The sequence below is a fragment of the Allobosea sp. P4_H5 genome (assembly GCF_056400825.1).
Map to the genome: position 1 here is coordinate 152,671 of NZ_JBFUKM010000011.1, position 18,380 is coordinate 171,050.

Below are 18,380 nucleotides of genomic sequence, written 5' to 3' on the forward strand. Positions count from 1 at the left end.
AGTGGAATCAGATTGTCAGCCGGTTGAATCGACCTGCGAGCCTACGGTCGGGGCCGTAGCGTTCCGGCGCGACGGAGCAGCCTTCGCCTGTCATGGTCCCGGCCATCCGAGGAGGACCCGATGACCACCCCAGCCGCTTCCGCCACCGCACGCTCCGGCCGCCTGACCGATCTGGCCTCTCTGCTCCTGCTGGCGACGCTCTGGGGCGGCTCCTACAGCTTCATCAAGCTCGGTGTGGAGACGATCCCGCCGCTGACGCTGATCGCGCTGCGTACGCTGATCGCCGGCGCGATCCTGCTCGTCGTCATCCGCTGGCGCGGCCTTGTCCTGCCGCGCGACCCTGTCATCTGGCGGCGCTTCCTGATCCAGGCCTGCCTCAACAGCGCCGTGCCGTTCACATTGATTGCCTGGGCCGAGACCAGCGTCGATGCCGGCCTCGCGGCGATCCTCAATGCCGGCTCGCCGATCTTCGCCTTCCTGCTCAGCCTGCTGTTCTTCCGCACCGAGGCTGCTGCGGGCAGGAAGCTGTTCGGCGTCGCGGCCGGCATGCTCGGCGTCTGCCTGATCATCGGCATGGAAGCGCTCTCGGGCTTCGGCCGCGAGCTCTGGGCCCAGCTCGCCCTCGTCGCGGCGGCGGCCTGCTATGGCGGCGCGGCGCTGTTCGGGCGCAATTTCAAGGGGCTCGACCCGATCATGCCGGCCGCGGGCTCGCTGATCTGCGGCGCCGTGATCCTGATCCCCTTCAGCCTGATCATCGACCGGCCCTGGACGATCACGCCCTCAACCACATCGATCCAGGCGCTGCTGGCGCTGTCGGTGTTCTCGACTGCGCTGGCCTTCATCCTCTATTTCCGGTTGATCGACCGGCTCGGTACGGTCGGGACGACCTCGGTCGCCTATCTGCGCGTGCCCACCGGGGTCGCCCTGGGCGTCATCTTCCTCGGCGAGCGCCTGAGCCCGACCGCCTGGGCCGGGCTCGCGCTGGTTATCGTCGGGGTGTTCGCGATGACGCTGCCGGAACGGAAGCCGAAGGGCGGCTAGAGCACGCGCCGATCAGATTGCAACGCGATCTGATCGGATAACGCGTTCTCTCTCATAAGCTTAGAGACGGCTCCGCGAACTTAGGCGACTGCCAGGATGACATGGGCCTGGATCTTGGCGGCCACCTCGCCGCTGCCATGCCGGTCGGTGAGCACCGAGGTCGCGTAGTCGGTCGCAGCAGCGAGTCCCCCCGGCTCCCTGGCCTCGATCTCGGTGCGCAGGACCGTTCCCTGGCAATAGGCGACGGCCGGAAGGCGCGGCGAGGGCGCGCGGCTGATCTCGGCTCTCGTCTCGATCGCGACATCGGCAAAGCCCGCGCTCGCCAGATCGCTGCGGATCAGCATCTTGTCGTGATAGCCGTGCGGCGTGCGTGCCAGGAAGCGTGGCGGGTCGTTGGGGAACAGCTTTGCCAGCGCATTCGTCACATCGTCGGCGAAGACGTTGTCCTCGATGCGGTCCCAGACGCTGAAGAGAAAATGCCCACCGGGCTTAAGGACTCGCCTGGCCTCGCGGTAGGCCGCCGGACGGTCCGGGAAGAACATCGCGCCGAATTGACAGCAGACGAGATCGAAGGCGGCTTCGTCGAACGGCAACGCCATCGCATCGGCCTGGCGCCAGCTGACGCGGCCGTCCGGCGGCTGCTGCGAAGCCGCATAGTCGAGCATGGGCTGGTTGAGGTCGGTGACGACATAGCGCGCGCCGGAAGGCAGCTTCGGCGCCAGAGCGCGGGTGACGGCTCCTGTGCCCGCAGCGATCTCCAGAACGGCCATTGGCGACAGGGCGGCGACGCGCCTTGCAAGATCCGCGGCGTATTGCGCGAAGATCAGCGGCACCATGTAGCGGTCGTAATTTTCCGGGATCGAGCCGGAGAACAGCTTGTCGGAGTCCAACATCGTGACCCCTTGCCAGCAGCATGAGGGATAATATAGCGGAGGCGGCGGGCCGACGATAGCGACCGCCGCATCGCCCCGGGCGCCCGAGTCGGCGGCTCGAATCATCCGCCTCATCGATGAACGCGGCGGCCTTGTGCCAAGAAAAAGCCCCGCGGCGATACCGCAGGGCTTTTGCGTTGCGTGCGTGGCGAGAAGCCGCTCAGGCGCCGAACGGCGTGAACTTGGTGACGCCCTTGAACAGGTTGCGCAGGAAGCTCTGCTCCTCGCCGCCCGTCGAGGTGGTGCGGCTGATGAAGTCGAAGATCACGCCGTCCTGCAGGCCGTAATTGGCGATGCGCTCGACCTTGAAGCCCTTGTTGAAATAGACCACCAGCACCTTCTGATCGATGACGGCGAAGTCCTGGAACTGGAAGCGGCGGCGCACTGTCTGGCTGATATAGTAGAAGGTGCGGTTGCCGACGGTCGAGGTGGTCGATGGCGTGCCGAGCGTGGTCAGCACAGTCTGCACGTCCATGCCGACCTTCACCTTGGCGATCAGTTCGTCGTCCATGACGAAGCCGCGGGTGAACTCCTCGTTGAGGCCGGCGGAGGTCGGGGTGCGGAAGCCGAGGCTGGTGGCAGTGCCGCAGCCGGCCAGCGGCAGCGCGGCGGCCAGCGAGCCGATCAGGACGGTACGGCGGGTCGGAGCGGTCATGCTTGGCGGATCCGGGGGAAGGCGCGCGGAGCTACCGCGCTTGTCAGGGTGGGTGCGCTTGGCGTAACGCCCGAGCATGGCTTTGGCAAGGCAAGTCACTTTTTAGCCGAGCTGGTTGGGAAAGGCGGGGTAGGGGCTGTGATCTTCGGCCTGTTCGGCAGGAAGCGGGCGCGCATGGCGCCGGTCAACACGTTGCTTGAGCGCATCGTCGGCGCCTCGCGCGAGCCGGCCCTGTATGTGCAAGGCCGCGTGCCCGATGATTTCGAGGGGCGGTTCGAGGCGCTGACGCTGCATCTCTTCCTGGTGCTGCGGCGGCTGCGCGACTTGCCGGCCCCGGCGGCCGACGTGGCGCAGGACCTGATCGACGCCAGCTTTGCCTATCTCGAGCTTGGTTTCCGCCAGGGCGGCATCAGCGACGTTGCCGTGCCGAAGCGGATGAAGAAGATCGGCCGCAGTTTCTATGGCCGTCTCGGCGGCTATGAGGAGGCGCTTGCCGCCGGGGAGCCTGGAGCCTTCGAAGCCGCGCTCGCCCGCAACATCGCCCCGCAGATCGATGCAGCGGCGCTCGCCCGCCATGCGAGGGCGGGGGCCGCCGTCTTGGCCACGCGCTCGCTCGACGATATCCTTGCCGCCGATCCGTTGTTCCCGCCTTTCTCAGACAGTATCGAAGCATGACCGTTTCCCCTCAGGACAAATTGCCCCTTCACCGTCCGATTCGCGTCGAGAGCATCACCTTGCGGCCGGTTCCGGTCGAGATCACGCCGGAGCAGGGCGATCTTGCCGCGATCGCGACCTATCTCGGCGTCGTCTCGGTCGAGGCGCTGAAGGCGAGCTACTCGCTCTCGCGCAATGGCGAGCGGCTCAAGCTCGAAGGCATGATCAAGGCGGGGCTGCACCAGAACTGCGTCGTCACGCTCGAGCCCTTCCCGGTCGAGCTCAAAGTGCCGGTCAAGCTCGATTTCGCGCCGGAGGCCGAGATCGCCGCCATGGCGAAGCCGTCCGAGGACGACGAAATCGACATCGAGGTGCTGCTCAACGAGGAGGAGCCGCCGGAGCCGATCATCGACGGCACGATCGATCTGGGTGTGGTCACGCTCGAATTCCTGGCGCTGTCGCTCGATCCCTATCCGCGCAAGCCCGGCGTGGCGTTCAGCGAGCCGGCTCCCGAGACGCCGGCCGAATCGCCTTTCGCCGCCCTGCTGCAGCTGAAGCGCGAGCAATGACCGGCGAAAACCTCCGCGCTTTCCCTTGCGGCGAGCGGCCAACCCGCTATTGTCCGCCGCCCGCCCGGCCGCCTGGCACGGGGGCGCAGGCCCTGGAATCGATCACCACCGCATGACACGCCCGGTTACAATCGCGCTCGACGCCATGGGCGGGGACCACGGTCCGTCCGTGGTCATCCCGGGCGCCGCCCTCACGCTCGAACGTCGCCCGGACGCGAAATTCGTGATCTTCGGCAACGAGGCCGAGGTCGTGCCGCTGCTGGATGCGCATCCGCAACTCAAGGCCGTCACCACCTTCCACCACACCGAGGTCTCGGTGAAGATGGACGACAAGCCGAGCCAGGCCCTGCGCTATGGCCGCTACAAGTCGTCGATGTGGCGCGCCATCGACGCCACCAAGACCGGCGAGGCCGACGTCACCATCTCGGCCGGCAACACCGGCGCGCTGATGGCGATGTCGAAGTTCTGCCTGAAGTCGATGCCGCAGGTCGATCGCCCGGCGATCGCCTGCCTGTGGCCGACGGTTCGCGGCGAGAGCGTCGTGCTCGACGTTGGTGCGACCATCGGCGCCGATGCCCAGCATCTGGTCGATCTCGCCGTGATGGGCGCCGCCATGGCGCGCGTGGTCCTCGACATCGACCGGCCGAGCGTCGGCCTGCTCAATGTCGGCGTCGAGGAGATCAAGGGCGTCGAGGCGGTCAAGGAAGCTGGCCGCATCCTGCGCGAGAGCAACCTGCCGCATCTGGCCTATCACGGCTTCGTCGAAGGCGACGATCTCGGCAAGGGCACGGTCGACGTCGTCGTCACCGAGGGCTTCACCGGCAACATCGCCCTGAAGACCGCCGAAGGCACCGCCAAGCAGATCGGCGAATATCTGCGCGCCGCGATGGGCCGTTCCTTGATGTCGAAAATCGGCTATCTTTTCGCCCGCGGCGCCTTTGCGGCGCTGAAGGACAAGATGGACCCGCGCAAGGTCAATGGCGGCGTCTTTCTTGGCCTGGAAGGCATCGTGATCAAGAGCCATGGCGGCACGGATGCCGTCGGGTTCGCCAGCGCGACCGAACTCGGCTACGAGATGGCGCGCGAGAATCTGATGGCGAAGGTGCGCGAGATGGTCGCCGCGACGGCGCGGCCCAGCGCGGCACCGGCAAGCCCACAAGTCGCCGCCGGCGAGTAGGGAAGAGAAACGTCCTTGTCCAGAATGCGATCCGTCCTGCGCGGCTGCGGCTCCTATCTGCCGGCGCGCATCCTGACCAACGCCGAGTTGGCGCAGAAGGTCGACACCAGCGACGAGTGGATCGTCCAGCGCACCGGCATCCATGCCCGCCACATCGCGGCCGACGATGAGACCACTGGCACGCTCGGCCTGAAGGCTGCGCAGGCCGCGCTTGCCGACGCCGGCATCCCGGCGAGCGAGGTCGACCTCATCATCGTCGCGACGGCGACGCCCGACCACACCTTCCCGGCGACCGCGACCCAGATCCAGGCCGCGCTCGGCATCACGCAAGGCGCCGCCTTCGACCTGCAGGCCGTCTGCTCCGGCTTCGTCTTCGCGCTCGCCACCGCCGACAAGTTCCTGGTGAGCGGCGCGGCCAAGACCGCCATCGTCATCGGCGCCGAGACCTTCTCGCGCATTCTCGACTGGGAAGACCGCGCCACCTGCGTGTTGTTCGGCGACGGTGCCGGCGCCGTCGTGCTGCGGGCGGAGGAGGGCGCCGGCACGCTCGCCGATCGCGGCGTGCTGACGACCCATGTCCGCTCCGACGGCCGCTATATGAACAAGCTCTATGTCGATGGCGGGCCGGGCTCGACCAAGACCGTGGGCTTCCTGCGCATGGAGGGCCGCGAGGTCTTCAAGCATGCCGTGGTCAACCTCGCCGACACCGTGCGCCACACTTTCGAGGAGACGGGGCTCAGCGGCGCCGACATCGACTGGTTCGTGCCGCATCAGGCCAACCGCCGCATCATCGACGCCACCGCCCACAAGCTCGGCATCAGCGAGGACCGGGTCGTTATCACTGTCGGGCAGCACGGCAACACGTCGGCGGCCTCGATTCCGCTTGCTTTGGCGCAGGCCCATATGGACGGGCGCATCAAGCCCGGCCAGCTCGTCCTGATCGAAGCGATGGGTGGCGGCTTCACCTGGGGGTCGGCGCTGATCCGCTGGTAGCGGCCCGGTTTGGCCGCCCAGGCTAAGCACTTTGGATTTATGACATTTTCTTAGCGGTCGTCAGCGCGGATTTCCGCGTTTTTCAACTTGTGCGGGTGTGTCGAGGATTGACCGTAGTCGCCTCGCCGCCTAGCGTCCGCCTCCGGTGGGGCGATGGTTGATTTAGGGACGCCGCTGTTTGAAGAAACGCCTTGGAGGAGCTGATGGCGGGGCAAACGATTACGCGGGCTGATCTGTGCGAGGCCGTCTATCAGAAGATCGGTCTGTCGCGGACGGAGTCGTCCAAATTGGTCGAAGCGGTGCTGGACGAGATCTGCGACGCGGTGGCACGTGGGGAAAACGTCAAATTGTCCTCGTTCGGCTCGTTCGTGGTACGCGACAAAGGCGAGCGAATCGGGCGTAATCCGAAAACCGGCGTCGAAGTCCCGATCGAGCCGCGTCGCGTGATGGTGTTCAAGCCGTCCAATGTGATGAAGGCGCGGATCAACGGATTGAACGGCGTGGGTGAGGAAGAGTGACTCTGGAGTTCCACGGCAGCGGATTCGAGGCCGAATTGGATAACAAGAGCCCAGACGCATTCAGAACGATCAGCGAGGTCGCCGAAGACCTCGACATTCCCCAGCACGTTCTGCGTTTCTGGGAAACGCGCTTTTCCCAGATCAAACCGCTGAAGCGCGGCGGTGGCCGGCGCTACTACCGGCCTGACGATGTCGCCCTGCTCAAGGGCATCCGCCGCCTGCTCTACGGCGAGGGCTACACGATCAAGGGCCTGCAGCGCATCCTGAAGGAGCAGGGGCCGCGTTACGTCCAGGCGATCGGCCGCGGCGGCGAGATCGTCGGTGGCAACGCGCCTGCCCAGTCGCCTGCGCCCGTCCACATGGCACCGCCGCGGGGCGAAGCGATGCCGGCGGCCCAGCCGGTGCAGCATCATCAGCCTGCCCCTGCCATGGAGCCAGGTTTCGCAGCGAAGGCGCTTCTGTCCTCCTTGCCGCGCGCGGCCCAGCCGCTCGTCGACGCCGACGACCTCGCTTTCCTGAAGGCGACGCTCTCCGAGCTGATCGAATGCCGTCGTCTGCTGCATGGTGCCCTGGCCGGCGCGACCGTTGGCGAGGACGGTTGAGCGCGCCTGCGCTTGAATCGTCGCATTCGGCTCGCTAGATCAGCGCGCGAGGACGACCTCCGCGACGCTTTGAGCGCGCGTTTCCCAATAGGCGTGGACGACCCCGCCCTTCCCATAAGGAGGGCCGCCATGGCCTGGACCTATCTCTTCTTCGCTGGCTTGTTCGAAATCGGCTGGGCCATCGGGCTGAAATACACGCACGGCTTCAGCCGCCTCGTCCCGACCGTTTTGACGGTCGCCAGCATGGCGGTGAGCCTCGGGCTGCTCGGTCTCGCCTTGAAGAGCCTGCCGCTTGGCACCGCCTATGCGATCTGGACCGGCATCGGAACGATCGGCACCGCCATCCTCGGCATCATTCTGTTCGGAGAGCCGGCGACGGCGCTGCGCCTCGTCTGCGTCGGCCTGATCGTCGCCGGCATCGTCGGGTTGAAGCTCGTCTCCTGAACGACCGCACAGGCTTTCCGGCGGCGTCTCAGCGCCGCCGGAAAGCCTCGGGCCAGAGGCCGTTGCGCTCGAGTAGGACGACTGCGACGATGACCGCCAGCGTGACGACGATCGTCACCAGCTTGGCGTCCCAAGGCACGCCGCGGCCGATCAGCCAGATCAGCGCAAGGCCGGCGATCAGGGGGATGAGGAGCTCCATGCGGGCAGCCTAGCGTAGATGTCTGCAGGCTGCATCCGCCGCCGCAAATTTCCGGAACAGTTCGCGGCGGCACACGTTGCAGCGACAGGGAAGCACGCCGCCCGCGCAGGCTGCGTCGGTACATCCGGAAAAATGCAAGCAGGAGGAAGGCATGGGCCTGTTTTCCAAGGACATCAAGACGATGGACGATCTCTTCGTGCATCAGCTGCAGGACATCTACTACGCCGAGAAGCAGATCAGGAAAGCACTTCCGACCATGATCGAGAAGGCGACCGATACGCAGTTGCGCAACGGTCTGCAGACCCATCTCGGCGAGACCGAAGGCCATATCCGCCGGCTCGAGCAGGTCTTCCAGCAGCACGGCGTCGAGGCCAAGGGGACCGATTGCCCGGCGATCGACGGCATCCTCGAAGAGGCCGACGAGGTCACCGGCGATGTCGACGACAAGCAGGTGCTGGATGCGGCCATCATTGCGGCGGCGCAAGCCGTCGAGCACTACGAGATCACCCGCTACGGCACGCTGACCGCCTGGGCCAAGCAGCTTGGGCGCGAGGATTGTGCTGCGCTGCTGCAGCAGAATCTCGATGAGGAACATGCCGCCGACAGCAAGCTGACCAAGCTGGCGGAATCCGGCATCAACCGTCAGGCGGCCTGACCGCTCGCTATACCTCGGCCGGCGAGGGCGCTTCGGTGTCCTCCCGGCCTGCCGGGCTGCCTTCCATCAGTGGCCGCAGCTTGGCCAGTTCCTGCGCCATGAAATCGAGGAAGAGCCGCACGCGCGGCGAGTGGCGCAGGTCGGGATGGGTCAGCAGCCAGAGATCGGCGGCATAGCCGGTCTGCGGTTGCGCCAGCCGCACCAGCGCCGGACGCTTGTCGGCGATGAAGCAGGGCAGGAAGCCGATGCCGATGCCGGACTCGACCGCTTCGGCGAGACCGAGCACGGTGTTGAGCTTGTAGACGGTCTGGTCGGCCGGAATGTGCTTCTGCCGGTACTGCACGACTTTGAAGTTACCGAACTGGTCGCCGAGCGAAATCCAGCGCTGCTGCGTGAGCTCGGTGGGGTCGGCCGGCGCGCCTTCCGGGAAGTCGATTGCGCGTCCATAGAGTGCCCAGCCGATCTGGGCGACCCGGCGGCCGACCAGGTTCTCCGGCGGATTGTCGGTGGCGCGGATCGCGACATCGGCGTCGCGCTTGCTGAGATTGAGCGCCTGGTTGCCGAGCAGCACGTCGAGCTTGATGTCCGGGCATTGCCTCATGAAGACGGCGAAGAGCGGCGTCAGCAATTCGACCAGCAGCGAGTCGTTGGTGGTGACGCGCAATTCGCCGGCCGGCTGGATCTCGCGGCCGGCCAGGCGCCGGGTGAAGCCGGCGATGTCGGTCTCCAGCCGCTCTGCCAGGACGGCCATCTCCTCGCCGGCGGGCGTCGGCACATAGCCGGAGCGATGCCGCTCGAACAGGCGCGTCCCGAGACTCTCCTCGATCTGGCCGAGGCGGCGGAAGACGGTGGAATGGTTGAGCCCGATCAGCTCGGCGGCGGCCGGCAGGCTGCGTGCCTCGGCGATGGCCTTGATCAGTCGGAAATCGTCCCAGGCGACAGAGGAGGTGGCGGTCGGCAAGCGGGCGGCTCCGGGCGAGTCAGCTACCCCTGATACATGGTACGGGCGACAGGTTGCAGCAACCTGTCGCCCGTTCTGTCGCAATGGTCGCCGAGGCTCAGGCCAGAGCGGGCTTGGCCGCAACCGGCAGCCCGGCCGAACGCAGCGCCAGCGCGCCATCGCCGATCAGGGCATGGGCAAAGGCGGTCAGAGCGAGGAAGGCGGGGTATTCCCAGCCGCCGTTCGGTGCGTTGAAGACCCAGCCATTGGGGGCGTGGATCGAAAGCGCTCCAAGCAGGATCGGCAGCAGCAGGACCGAGACGTAGCGGCCATAGAAGCCGGTCAGGATGGCGAGGCCGCCGAGCACTTCCGCCAGGATGATCGGCCAGGCGAGGAAGCCGGGCAGGCCGACCTGCCCGAGGAAGCCGGTGAAGCCGGGAACGGTGAAGACGGCGAACTTCAGATAGGCGTGGGCGATGAACATGACGCCGAGCGCGACGCGCAATACGAGGGCGCCATAGGGGGCGAAACGAGTGTCGATCATGGTCTTTCTCCGAAGGACCGGTTGGGTCTGCGGCAGAGAATGTCGATTTCGATATCGCAATTCAAATTGGAATTTCAAGATAATGACATTGCTAGTGTGCAATGAGTGGGGTCTGGCAATTTGGCGAAGCGCGATCATCTTGGCGTCAACGAGGGCCGCTTCTCGCAGCCCGGAGGACGACATCATGCAGATCAACGGCATCCACCACGTCACCGCCATCGCCGGCCCGGCCCGCCGCAATCTCGACTTCTACAGCCGCGTCCTCGGCCTGCGCCTGGTCAAGAAGACGGTGAACTTCGACGACCCGACCACCTGGCATCTCTATTTTGGCGATGCCGACGGCAATCCGGGCACGATCCTGACCTTCTTCCCCTGGGAGCATGTCGCGCCCGGCCGGCTCGGCGTCGGCGAGACGGAGGTGACCGCCTTCCGCATCCCCGCGGCGGCGGTCGGCTACTGGACGCATCGGCTCATCGCCAACGGCGTCGCCCATGATGCCCCGCAGAAGCGCTTCGGCGAGACCGTGCTGAACTTCCGCGATCCCGACGGGATGCGGCTTGCGCTGGTCGGCGTGCCTGGCAGCGAGGATGAGCCGGCCTTCGACAATGGCGAGGTGCCGGCTGAATCCGCGATCCGCGGCTTCCACGGCGTCACGCTGCTGCTCGACAAGACGGAGACGACCGCCGCGATCCTGCGCGACGTGTTCGGCTTCGTCGAGGCGAGCCGCGAGGGCAACACTGTCCGCATGCGGGCTGAAGGCACCGCTCATGGCGGCGTCGTCGACCTGCGTGCCGCCGGCGGCTTCCTGCCGGCAAGGATGGGCGCCGGCTCGGTGCACCACATCGCCTTCCGCGCCGGCGACGACGCGGAGCAGGCCCGCATGGTGAAGACGCTGACCGAAACCTTCGGCCTGCGCCCCACCGAGCAGAGGGACCGGAACTATTTCCGCTCCGTCTACTTCCGCGAGCCCGGCGGCGTGCTGTTCGAGATCGCGACCGACGCGCCCGGTTTCGCCATCGACGAGCCGGCCGACGACCTCGGCGGCGCGCTCAAGCTGCCGGCGCGGTACGAGACGCGTCGCGCCGAGATCGAGGCCGTCCTGCCGGCTCTGGTCTGATCCCTGAATGCGCTCCGCCTTCGGGCGGGGCGCCCATCACCGAACACCATCGTGAAAGGAGGCCGCGCCATGACACTTCCTCTATCGACCCGCGCGCTTGAGCCCTTCATCCATCGCTTCGAGCCGGCGAGCGCACCCGGCCAGGCGCCGCTCCTGCTGCTGCACGGCACCGGCGGCGGCGAGAACGACCTTTTGCCGCTCGGGCGCACCGTCGCCCCGGGTGCGGCTCTGCTCTCGCCGCGCGGGCGGACGCTGGAAGCCGGCATGCCGCGCTTCTTCCGCCGTCTGGCCGAGGGCGTCTTCGACGAGGACGACCTCATCCGGCGGACCCATGAGCTCGCCGATTTCGTCGAGCAGGCGCGGGCGGAATACGGGCTGCCGGCGCCGATCGCGCTCGGCTTCTCGAACGGCGCCAACATCGCCGCCGCGATGCTGCTGCTGCGGCCGGAGGTGCTGTCGGGAGCGGTGCTGCTGCGGGCGATGTCACCCTTCTCCAAGCCGCCGAGCGCGACTCTGGATGGTAAGCCCGTGCTGATCGTCTCCGGCAGCTTCGATCCGATCATCCCGGAGGAGAATGCGGCGCGATTGGCGGCGACGCTCTCCGGGGCAGGGGCTTTGGTGGAGCACCGCAGCCTGCCGACCGGCCATGGCCTGTCACAGGCGGATCTGGGGCTGGTGCGGGATTGGCTGGCTCAGCGTCTCGCGCTTGCGGCGTGAGACGGGCTCAGGCTCCGGGCCTGGCGTGCTTGGTAAGATAGCACGTCAGGCCGAGCCCGCCGAGCATCACCGAGATCATATAGGGGCCGAACAGGCAGGTGACGAACACGGCCGCGATGAAGCCGAGCATCAGGCTGTTGCGCCAGTCCAGGGTCATGACGGGGCCTCCATGAAGCGGTGCCTATATCATGAAGATAATATTCACCCTGTGAACCGCATTTGAACAGAATACGTTAACAAAATCTTGCCGTTACAGACCCTGGTTCATGCAGTTGGCAGCCGTATTCGTCATTGTCTTGCCTCGCCGCTCAGCCGCAATCCCTCAGGAAGCGGCGCGCGACATGGCCCTCGCTGAAGCCCTCATAGCCCTTCGCCAGCCTGGTATCGCCGGGCCAATGCCTGACCTTGCTCCAGCCGCCGCGGCCGCCTTCGATGATCTGGACCTCGTCGCCGGCCCTCATGCGCAGGATCAGCCGGCTTTGCGCGCCCGGCGCGGCGCGCAGGGCGACGAAGCCGTCGGCCGTCTCCGGGACGAGGCAGAACAGCGAGGCGCTGGCGTCGCCGATGTGGAACAGAAGGCTGCACAGCACGAGCAGGGCCGGGCGGATCATCGCGTTTCCCCTGGTTTGAGGCGCCTCAGCATGCCGTAAGACACCGGGCAAGGCACCAAGAATATCGCGGCGCGGTGGCACCTGTGCCGCTCTCGCGCGTTGTGCCTGCGACGCCGCGCTGCGGCATGGAGGCGAAGGCGATGATGTTCCAGTTGTTCGAGGCGATCGCTGGCCGGGTCCGCGATCAGGCTGCCGACTATGCCAGCGCGCAGGCGCGGATCGTCGCGAGGACGCTGATGCAGGCTGCAAACCCACTAGGATTTGCGCCGGGCGGCATTGCGGAGACGCCCCTGCTTGTGCCGGTTGCCGAACCGAAGGCGCGGGCGTCGCAGCCACGAAGCGAGCAGCGCGTTCGGCGCAGCGCACATGCGAAGGCTGGGCGCTCTCCGCGCCGGCGTCCAGTCCTGAACGTGGCTTGACGCTGGTGCGATCCGCTCGGAAAGTCCCGAGCATGTTTGGCCGGCTGAAGAGTGGATTGGCCACAGTGCGAAGCTTATCCTCGCCGGAGGAGCAGTCGAGCAGGCCGCAGCGGCGGTCCTGGGCCGGATTGGACACGGCATGACCAACATTCTCCTCGTCGTCGCGATGATCGCGACGCTGGCGGCTTCGATCTGGCTCGCGCTGGAGGGTAGCGCGGTGCTGGCCTTGCCGCTGGTGATCGTCTTCGCCGGGCTCGTGCGCACCCTGGTCCGTCGTGCGGGGCGAAGGGGCATTACGCCGGCCGAAGTCGCACCGCCGCCGCATGACGACAGGCAGCTGTGAATCCAGCGTTCCGATCCGGCAATTGCCGCGTTGCATCGCGGCGTCGTGCGCTCTATAAGCCGACCCGTCGGAGCGTAGCGCAGCCCGGTTAGCGCACTTGTCTGGGGGACAAGGGGTCGGAGGTTCGAATCCTCTCGCTCCGACCATTCTTCTCTTACATTTCAGTTTTGCGAGAGGCGGCCCGGCCGCTCGCCCTAGCGCGTCCTGAACGAAACCGGCTCAGTTACCGCCAACTGGCGGACATGTCCGCCAGCCAGCCGCGCGCTCCCATGCCGTTCCGTCCAGTGAGAATCATCGTCGCCTTGTCGCTCCTCGCTTTCGCGCTTTCCGCTTGCGCGCGGGAGCGGACAGGCCAGGCGACATGCCAGACCCACAAGGTCAGCAATGGCGATTTGACCGAGTGCGATTGAAGGCTGGGGGCCTCAGCCTGGCGCTGTCCCTTTTCGGAGCGGCCGGCTCTATGGCTCGTTAACCTTCCCTTAAGGCTTCGATTGCGCGGCCCCTGCAGCGGGCGCAGGGTCGGGGCCTCACAGCAGGAAACGGGACATATCGTCATGTCGATGGCGCTGACCGAACGTCGGCCGCTGCGGTCGCAGGACGCCGCGGCGGTGGACAGGGGCTCGATCGAGAGCTTCTTCGCCGGGCTCCAGCCCGATTGGCATTCCAACTGGGCCTGGGACCATTACGAGGCGACGATCCTGGCGCTGATGCACCAGTTCGGCCTGACGCGGCTCTGCGAGATCGGTGGCGGCCGTGATCCGCTATTCTCGGCCGAGGACGCGCGCCGTCATGGGCTCGACCTCATCGTCAACGATATCGATGCGGGGGAGCTCGCGCTGACGCCCAAGGGGCTGCGCACCGCGCGCTTCGACATCGCCGGCGATCTTTCCGAGCCGGACGTCGCCCGCGGCGGCTACGACATGATGATCTCGCGCATGGTGTTCGAGCATGTCCACGACGTCGAGCGCGCCTGGGCCAACATCCATGCCCTGCTGGCGCCCGGCGGTATCGGGCTCGCCTTCATGCCGACGCTCTGGGCGCCGGTCTTCGCGCTCAATCACATCCTGCCGAAGGCGGCTTCGCGCGCCATCATGCATGCGCTTTTCCCGGCGCGGCGGCAGGACGGCGACGACCCGGTCTTCCCGGCCTTCTACGACCAGTGCCGTGGCAGCCACGCGACCTTGGCGCCGATGCTTCAGCGGGCCGGTTTCCGCGATGTCCACGTCCAGCCCTTCTGGGGTAGCGGCTATTTCGAGCGGATGCCGGGTTTGCGCGGCCTCGATGCAGCCTTCAACCGGCTCGCCGCCAAGGTCGATTGGCGCCTGGTGACGACCTATGCCTATGTGGTGGTGCGCAAGGAACGCTGATCCGCCAGGGGCGAGGGCGCTTCGCGCTCGCCGGCTCCGCCCGGCCGCCGGCTGCGCATGGCGCGCAGCAAGGGCTGCTCCGCATAGCGATAGAGCAGCAGCGCGGTGAGGCCGGAGGCTCCCGTCGCGACCACGACATAGGCGGTGAGCGGAAGCGCGCCGCCAACGGCCTGCGTCCAGAGATTGCGCAGCGGGCGCAGTACGAACGGGTGCACCAGATAGAGGCTGTAGGAGGCGTTGCCGAGCAACACCGCGAGGCCGAGCAGGCGCGACGGCGCTCCACGCCCCGCGCTGGCGCCCCGATGCAGAGCCGCGGCAGTGACGATCATCAAAGCAGGCACGCCCCAGCGCAGCGCGTCCGGCAATTGCAGATCCGCCAAAATCGACCATTGCACCAGGCCCGCCATGCCGGCGCAGGCCAATATGAGTGCGGCCGGCGCGCCGAGCCGCAGGCTGCCGAGATAGGCGAGCGCCAGCAGGCAGCCGAAGGCGAATTCGAGGATGATCGACTGGGTCCAGAAGGCGAGCTGGACCTGCGTCGGCTCGAGCGCGAGGCCGATGCCGGCGAGCACAGCAAGGATCGCTGTCAGCACCAGCACGGCCCAGCGCATCGGCAAAGCGAGGGTGCAGGCGAACAGCACGTAGAAGAACATTTCGAGGTTCAGCGTCCAGCCCAGCGCCATGACCGGGCGGATCTCCCCCGGCGCCCGCAGGGAGGGGATGAAGAGATAGGAGGCCAGCACGTGCCGCCAATCGTCGATCGGCACGTTCAGCAGCCGCGGCGCGACGAGGGCCCCGAGTAGCAACAGCGTCGTCAGCAGCCAGTAGAGCGGCACGATGCGCACGAAGCGCCGCCAGAGGAAGCTGCGCCAACCGCCGGGACGCTGGAACAGCTGCGTCGAGCTGTAGACCATGATGAAGCCGGAGATGACGAAGAAGATGTCGACGCCGGTGCTCCAGCGCAGCAGGGAGCCGTCGAGCGGCGCACGCCCGAGGACGCTGCCCATCGCCTGCGTCTCATGGATGGCATGGCCGATCACGACGAGCAGCGCCGCGAGGCCGCGCAGGACCTGGATCGCCTGGTTCTGCCGGGCTTCCTCTGCCTTCCCTGTCATGACGTGGGCTCACCGCCCGGGCGGCGCACAATGGCGGCCAGACCCCAGACCAGTCCAAGCATCAGGTAGAAGTGACGCCAATGGTCGGTGTCGATCTGGAAGCCCTGCAGGATCGTGACGAAGAGCACCGACCAGAGCGCGATCGCCTGGCCCTGCAGCGGGCCGCGCCGGAACACCAGCCACCAGCCGGCCCAGCAGGTCGCCACGGTCAGCGCCAGCCAGCAGAAGCCGCCGAGCCAGCCATAGGAGGCGAAGGCGTTGATGTAGACGTTGTGCGGATCCTGCTGGAGGAACAGCCAGCGGAAGCGCAACGGGCCGAAGCCGTTGGGCTCGGAGAGCAGCATCGGAATCGAGCGCAGCTGCGCGCCGAAGCGGCCGGTGACGCCGAGATCATAGCTCTGGTCGAGGCTGGCCCGGACCTCGAACATCTCGCGGATGACGTCGAAGGAGAGGGCGATCGCCAGGGTGATGGCGGCGAGCAGCAGGCTGGTCAGGGCCAGCGCGACGATCCGCGCCCGCAACCGGGCCGTGCCCGCCGTCAGGAAGGTCAGGCCCGCCATCAGCAGCACCGCAGCTGCGAGATTGCCCCAGGCGCCGCGCGAGAAGGTCAGGAACAGCGCCGCGAGTGGCACGCTGATGAGGGCGAGGCCGCCGACGAGCCCGCGCCGTCCCACCAGGATGTCCTGCAGCACGAAGGCGATCGGCAGCACCAGGAAGGGGCCGAGCACGTTCGGGTCCTTGAACGTGCCGGTCGCGCGGCCCCAGAGCGTGAAATGGTCGCCAAGGCCGGCGATGTCGAAATAGCCGACGATCGCGAGGAGGCCGGTGCACCAGGTCGCGAACAGATAGCCGCGCTTCAGCGCCTCGAGCCGGGCCTGGGTGTCGTCAGCCATGACGGCCGCCAGCACGATGGCCGTGACCATCAGGTAGAAGGAGACGGCGATGAAACGCACCGCATCCGGATCGTGCATCCAGGGGATCAGCGAGACGGCGCCGCCGAGATTGAAGCCGAGCAGCAGCAGAATCAGCGGCAGCAGCGCCCGCGACAGGCGGATGCCGGTGAGCCCGAACACCGCCAGGACGAGCAGGAAGGCGATCTCATAGGGTGAGGGCTCGATGATCGCGACCCAGCTGGAGGCGGTCAGCAACCAGAGAGCGCCGCGCTGCAGGGCGGCGTGGGAAATCCGGAGGCGCCGGCCGAGCCCCAGGTTGTGCGCGAGCGAACTCAATAGGCGTTCTCGTTCTTGGTCATCAGCGAGAACGGCGTCTTGATCAGGATGTAGAGGTCGAGCAGCACCGACCAGTTCTCGATGTAATAGAGGTCATGCTCGACGCGGCGCTGGATCTTGTCCTCGGTGTCGGTTTCGCCGCGCCAGCCATGGACCTGGGCCCAGCCGGTGATGCCGGGCTTGACCTTGTGGCGAGCGAAGTAGCCGTCCACGACCTGCTCATAGGCGCGGTTCGATGCGGTGGCGTGGATGGCGTGCGGGCGCGGGCCGACCAGCGAGAGATTGCCCTTGAACACGACGTTGAGCAGCTGCGGCAGTTCGTCGATCGAGGTCTTGCGAATGAAGCGGCCGACGCGGGTGACGCGCGGATCGTCCTTGGTGACCTGCTTAGCCGCGGCGAAGTCGCTCATCTCATGATAGAGCGAGCGGAACTTCAGCACCTCGATCATCTCGTTGTTGAAGCCATAGCGCTTCTGGCGGAACAGGATCGGGCCCTTCGAGCCGAGCTTCACCGCGATCGCGGTCGCGATCATCAACGGCGACAGGGCGAGCAGCGCCAGCGTGCCGACGATCTTGTCGAACACCCATTTGACGACGATGTCCCAGTCGGCGATCGGCCGGTCGAACACGTCGAGCACCGGCACCGCGCCGATATAGGAATAGGAGCGAGGCCGGAAGCGCAGCTTCGACATATGGGCCGAGAGCCGGATATCGATCGGCAGCACCCAGAGCTTGCGCAGCATGGCGAGCAGCCGCGCCTCGGCCGAGATCGGCAGGGTGAAGATAACGAGGTCGAGCTTGGTGCGGCGCGCGAACTCGACGAGATCGTCGATCGTGCCGAGCTTGGGGTAGCCGGCGACGAGGTCGGGCGAGCGGTCGTCATTGCGGTCGTCGAAGACGCCGCAGACGCGCAGCCCGGTATCGCGCTGGGCCTCCAGCGCCTTGATCAGTTCCTCGCCGGCGGGGCCGCCGCCGACGATCGCCGTGCGACGCTCGAGCCGGCCCATCCGGGTGAGCCGAAGGACGATCAGGGAGGCTGTCAGCCGCTCGGCCAGCAGCAGCGCGAGGCCGACGGCATAGAAGGCGGCAAGCCAGACGCGCGAGACCTGGTCGCCGACCTTGAGGAAGAAGAAGCCGGCCAGCGCCAGCAGGAACAGGATCGTCCAGCCGGCCGCGACCCGTACCGCGATACTGATGAAATTGCGCAGCGCGCTGACATGGTAGAGGTGCAGCGCCTGGAAGACGGCGAGCGCGCCGACCGCCACCAGCGGCACCGTGACCTGGTAGGGCAGGGCGTAGTCGACCTTGCCGGCGACGTAGAAGGCGAAGACCAGGCCGCCGACGCCGAGGATCACCAGCATGTCGGCGAGGCGCACCAGCCCCTCGATCAGCACCGGCGACAGCGTCTGCTTGACCGGCATCGCGGCGATGCGTTCGGCCAGCGGGTGGAAGGTCCGCGTGCCGCCCGATGCGCCGCCTGCAGATGCGGGGCCGGTAGAATCCGCCTTGATCAGGTCGCGAACGTCGAAAGCGCCCATC

General features: G+C 66.8%; 24 protein-coding genes and 1 tRNA gene. 15 read left to right on the top strand and 10 right to left on the bottom strand.

The annotated features are described in order from the left end of the window. Positions 1-120 precede the first annotated feature (120 nt). Entirely contained in the window at positions 121-1,041 is a 921-nt protein-coding gene (locus AC1DS0_RS22175) for a DMT family transporter (RefSeq protein ID WP_476816427.1), read from the top strand. A gap of 80 nt (positions 1,042-1,121) precedes the next feature. On the opposite strand, the gene AC1DS0_RS22180 is transcribed toward AC1DS0_RS22175, so the two are convergent. Together AC1DS0_RS22180 and AC1DS0_RS22185 are read right to left on the bottom strand one after the other, a co-directional pair. Then, positions 1,122-1,934, bottom strand: a complete 813-nt coding sequence (locus AC1DS0_RS22180; protein WP_476816428.1) for a class I SAM-dependent methyltransferase — start codon at positions 1,932-1,934, stop codon at positions 1,122-1,124. A gap of 199 nt (positions 1,935-2,133) precedes the next feature. After that, complete coding sequence (locus AC1DS0_RS22185) at positions 2,134-2,628, bottom strand: outer membrane protein assembly factor BamE (RefSeq protein ID WP_152014200.1); 495 nt, start codon at positions 2,626-2,628, stop codon at positions 2,134-2,136. 174 nt (positions 2,629-2,802) lie between these two features. On the opposite strand from AC1DS0_RS22185, the gene AC1DS0_RS22190 reads away from it, so the two are divergent. The 7 genes from AC1DS0_RS22190 to sugE all read left to right on the top strand — a co-directional run bounded on the left by AC1DS0_RS22190 (position 2,803) and on the right by sugE (position 7,585). Next, the gene (locus AC1DS0_RS22190; RefSeq protein ID WP_476816429.1) at positions 2,803-3,303 is read left to right on the top strand and encodes a ubiquinol-cytochrome C chaperone family protein; all 501 of its coding nucleotides are present in this window, start codon (positions 2,803-2,805) and stop codon (positions 3,301-3,303) included. Then, positions 3,300-3,851: a YceD family protein gene (locus AC1DS0_RS22195; RefSeq protein WP_476816430.1), complete on the top strand. Its 552-nt coding sequence runs from the start codon at positions 3,300-3,302 to the stop codon at positions 3,849-3,851. The genes AC1DS0_RS22190 and AC1DS0_RS22195 overlap by 4 nt, the downstream gene beginning before the upstream one ends. Positions 3,852-3,963: 112 nt before the next feature. Continuing rightward, complete coding sequence (gene plsX, locus AC1DS0_RS22200; protein WP_476816431.1) at positions 3,964-5,028, top strand: phosphate acyltransferase PlsX; 1,065 nt, start codon at positions 3,964-3,966, stop codon at positions 5,026-5,028. A gap of 15 nt (positions 5,029-5,043) precedes the next feature. Then, positions 5,044-6,021: a beta-ketoacyl-ACP synthase III gene (locus tag AC1DS0_RS22205; protein ID WP_476816432.1), complete on the top strand. Its 978-nt coding sequence runs from the start codon at positions 5,044-5,046 to the stop codon at positions 6,019-6,021. 203 nt (positions 6,022-6,224) lie between these two features. Continuing rightward, positions 6,225-6,539: an integration host factor subunit alpha gene (locus AC1DS0_RS22210; protein WP_057192231.1), complete on the top strand. Its 315-nt coding sequence runs from the start codon at positions 6,225-6,227 to the stop codon at positions 6,537-6,539. Between the two features lie 35 nt (positions 6,540-6,574). Beyond that, positions 6,575-7,141, top strand: a complete 567-nt coding sequence (locus AC1DS0_RS22215; protein WP_476816433.1) for a MerR family transcriptional regulator — start codon at positions 6,575-6,577, stop codon at positions 7,139-7,141. Between the two features lie 129 nt (positions 7,142-7,270). Beyond that, the gene (sugE, locus tag AC1DS0_RS22220; RefSeq protein WP_476816434.1) at positions 7,271-7,585 is read left to right on the top strand and encodes a quaternary ammonium compound efflux SMR transporter SugE; all 315 of its coding nucleotides are present in this window, start codon (positions 7,271-7,273) and stop codon (positions 7,583-7,585) included. Positions 7,586-7,613: 28 nt separating this feature from the next. Here sugE and AC1DS0_RS22225 read toward each other — a convergent pair whose 3' ends face one another. Further along, entirely contained in the window at positions 7,614-7,784 is a 171-nt protein-coding gene (locus tag AC1DS0_RS22225) for a hypothetical protein (protein ID WP_167561519.1), read from the bottom strand. A gap of 151 nt (positions 7,785-7,935) precedes the next feature. Here AC1DS0_RS22225 and AC1DS0_RS22230 point away from each other — a divergent pair, with 151 nt between their 5' ends. Beyond that, the gene (locus AC1DS0_RS22230; protein WP_476816435.1) at positions 7,936-8,439 is read left to right on the top strand and encodes a YciE/YciF ferroxidase family protein; all 504 of its coding nucleotides are present in this window, start codon (positions 7,936-7,938) and stop codon (positions 8,437-8,439) included. A gap of 7 nt (positions 8,440-8,446) precedes the next feature. Here the strand turns inward: AC1DS0_RS22230 and AC1DS0_RS22235 are convergent, their stop codons facing one another. Further along, on the bottom strand, positions 8,447-9,400 hold the full coding sequence (locus AC1DS0_RS22235) for a LysR family transcriptional regulator (RefSeq protein ID WP_476816436.1): 954 nt from the start codon (positions 9,398-9,400) through the stop codon (positions 8,447-8,449). Positions 9,401-9,497: 97 nt separating this feature from the next. After that, positions 9,498-9,923, bottom strand: coding sequence for a DoxX family protein (locus AC1DS0_RS22240; protein ID WP_476816437.1), 426 nt, complete (start codon positions 9,921-9,923; stop codon positions 9,498-9,500). Positions 9,924-10,107: 184 nt separating this feature from the next. On the opposite strand from AC1DS0_RS22240, the gene AC1DS0_RS22245 reads away from it, so the two are divergent. After that, positions 10,108-11,040, top strand: coding sequence for a ring-cleaving dioxygenase (locus tag AC1DS0_RS22245; RefSeq protein WP_476816438.1), 933 nt, complete (start codon positions 10,108-10,110; stop codon positions 11,038-11,040). A 69-nt stretch (positions 11,041-11,109) separates the two neighbouring features. Then, complete coding sequence (locus tag AC1DS0_RS22250; RefSeq protein ID WP_476816439.1) at positions 11,110-11,757, top strand: alpha/beta hydrolase; 648 nt, start codon at positions 11,110-11,112, stop codon at positions 11,755-11,757. Between the two features lie 7 nt (positions 11,758-11,764). Here AC1DS0_RS22250 and AC1DS0_RS22255 read toward each other — a convergent pair whose 3' ends face one another. Together AC1DS0_RS22255 and AC1DS0_RS22260 are read right to left on the bottom strand one after the other, a co-directional pair. Beyond that, positions 11,765-11,914, bottom strand: a complete 150-nt coding sequence (locus AC1DS0_RS22255; protein WP_158673524.1) for a hypothetical protein — start codon at positions 11,912-11,914, stop codon at positions 11,765-11,767. 151 nt (positions 11,915-12,065) lie between these two features. Continuing rightward, positions 12,066-12,368 carry an SH3 domain-containing protein gene (locus tag AC1DS0_RS22260; protein ID WP_476816440.1) on the bottom strand — a complete coding sequence of 101 codons (303 nt, stop codon included), beginning with the start codon at positions 12,366-12,368 and terminating at the stop codon, positions 12,066-12,068. Positions 12,369-12,508: 140 nt separating this feature from the next. Here AC1DS0_RS22260 and AC1DS0_RS22265 point away from each other — a divergent pair, with 140 nt between their 5' ends. The 4 genes from AC1DS0_RS22265 to AC1DS0_RS22280 all read left to right on the top strand — a co-directional run bounded on the left by AC1DS0_RS22265 (position 12,509) and on the right by AC1DS0_RS22280 (position 14,497). Next, positions 12,509-12,787, top strand: coding sequence for a hypothetical protein (locus AC1DS0_RS22265; RefSeq protein ID WP_476816441.1), 279 nt, complete (start codon positions 12,509-12,511; stop codon positions 12,785-12,787). 139 nt (positions 12,788-12,926) lie between these two features. Continuing rightward, the gene (locus AC1DS0_RS22270) at positions 12,927-13,130 is read left to right on the top strand and encodes a hypothetical protein (protein ID WP_476816442.1); all 204 of its coding nucleotides are present in this window, start codon (positions 12,927-12,929) and stop codon (positions 13,128-13,130) included. A gap of 68 nt (positions 13,131-13,198) precedes the next feature. Continuing rightward, a tRNA-Pro gene (locus tag AC1DS0_RS22275) sits at positions 13,199-13,276 on the top strand. Between the two features lie 408 nt (positions 13,277-13,684). Beyond that, positions 13,685-14,497, top strand: coding sequence for a methyltransferase domain-containing protein (locus tag AC1DS0_RS22280; RefSeq protein ID WP_476816443.1), 813 nt, complete (start codon positions 13,685-13,687; stop codon positions 14,495-14,497). Here AC1DS0_RS22280 and AC1DS0_RS22285 read toward each other — a convergent pair. Genes AC1DS0_RS22285 through AC1DS0_RS22295 form a run of 3 tightly spaced genes read right to left on the bottom strand, consistent with a single transcriptional unit; the run spans position 14,470 to position 18,379 of the window. Then, positions 14,470-15,612: an acyltransferase family protein gene (locus AC1DS0_RS22285; RefSeq protein ID WP_476816444.1), complete on the bottom strand. Its 1,143-nt coding sequence runs from the start codon at positions 15,610-15,612 to the stop codon at positions 14,470-14,472. The two genes, AC1DS0_RS22280 and AC1DS0_RS22285, sit on opposite strands and share 28 nt — an antisense overlap. Next, complete coding sequence (locus AC1DS0_RS22290; RefSeq protein ID WP_476816445.1) at positions 15,609-16,841, bottom strand: O-antigen ligase family protein; 1,233 nt, start codon at positions 16,839-16,841, stop codon at positions 15,609-15,611. The genes AC1DS0_RS22285 and AC1DS0_RS22290 overlap by 4 nt, the downstream gene beginning before the upstream one ends. Continuing rightward, the gene (locus AC1DS0_RS22295; protein ID WP_476816446.1) at positions 16,838-18,379 is read right to left on the bottom strand and encodes an undecaprenyl-phosphate glucose phosphotransferase; all 1,542 of its coding nucleotides are present in this window, start codon (positions 18,377-18,379) and stop codon (positions 16,838-16,840) included. Before AC1DS0_RS22295 ends, AC1DS0_RS22290 begins: the two co-directional genes overlap by 4 nt. Position 18,380 lies beyond the last annotated feature (1 nt).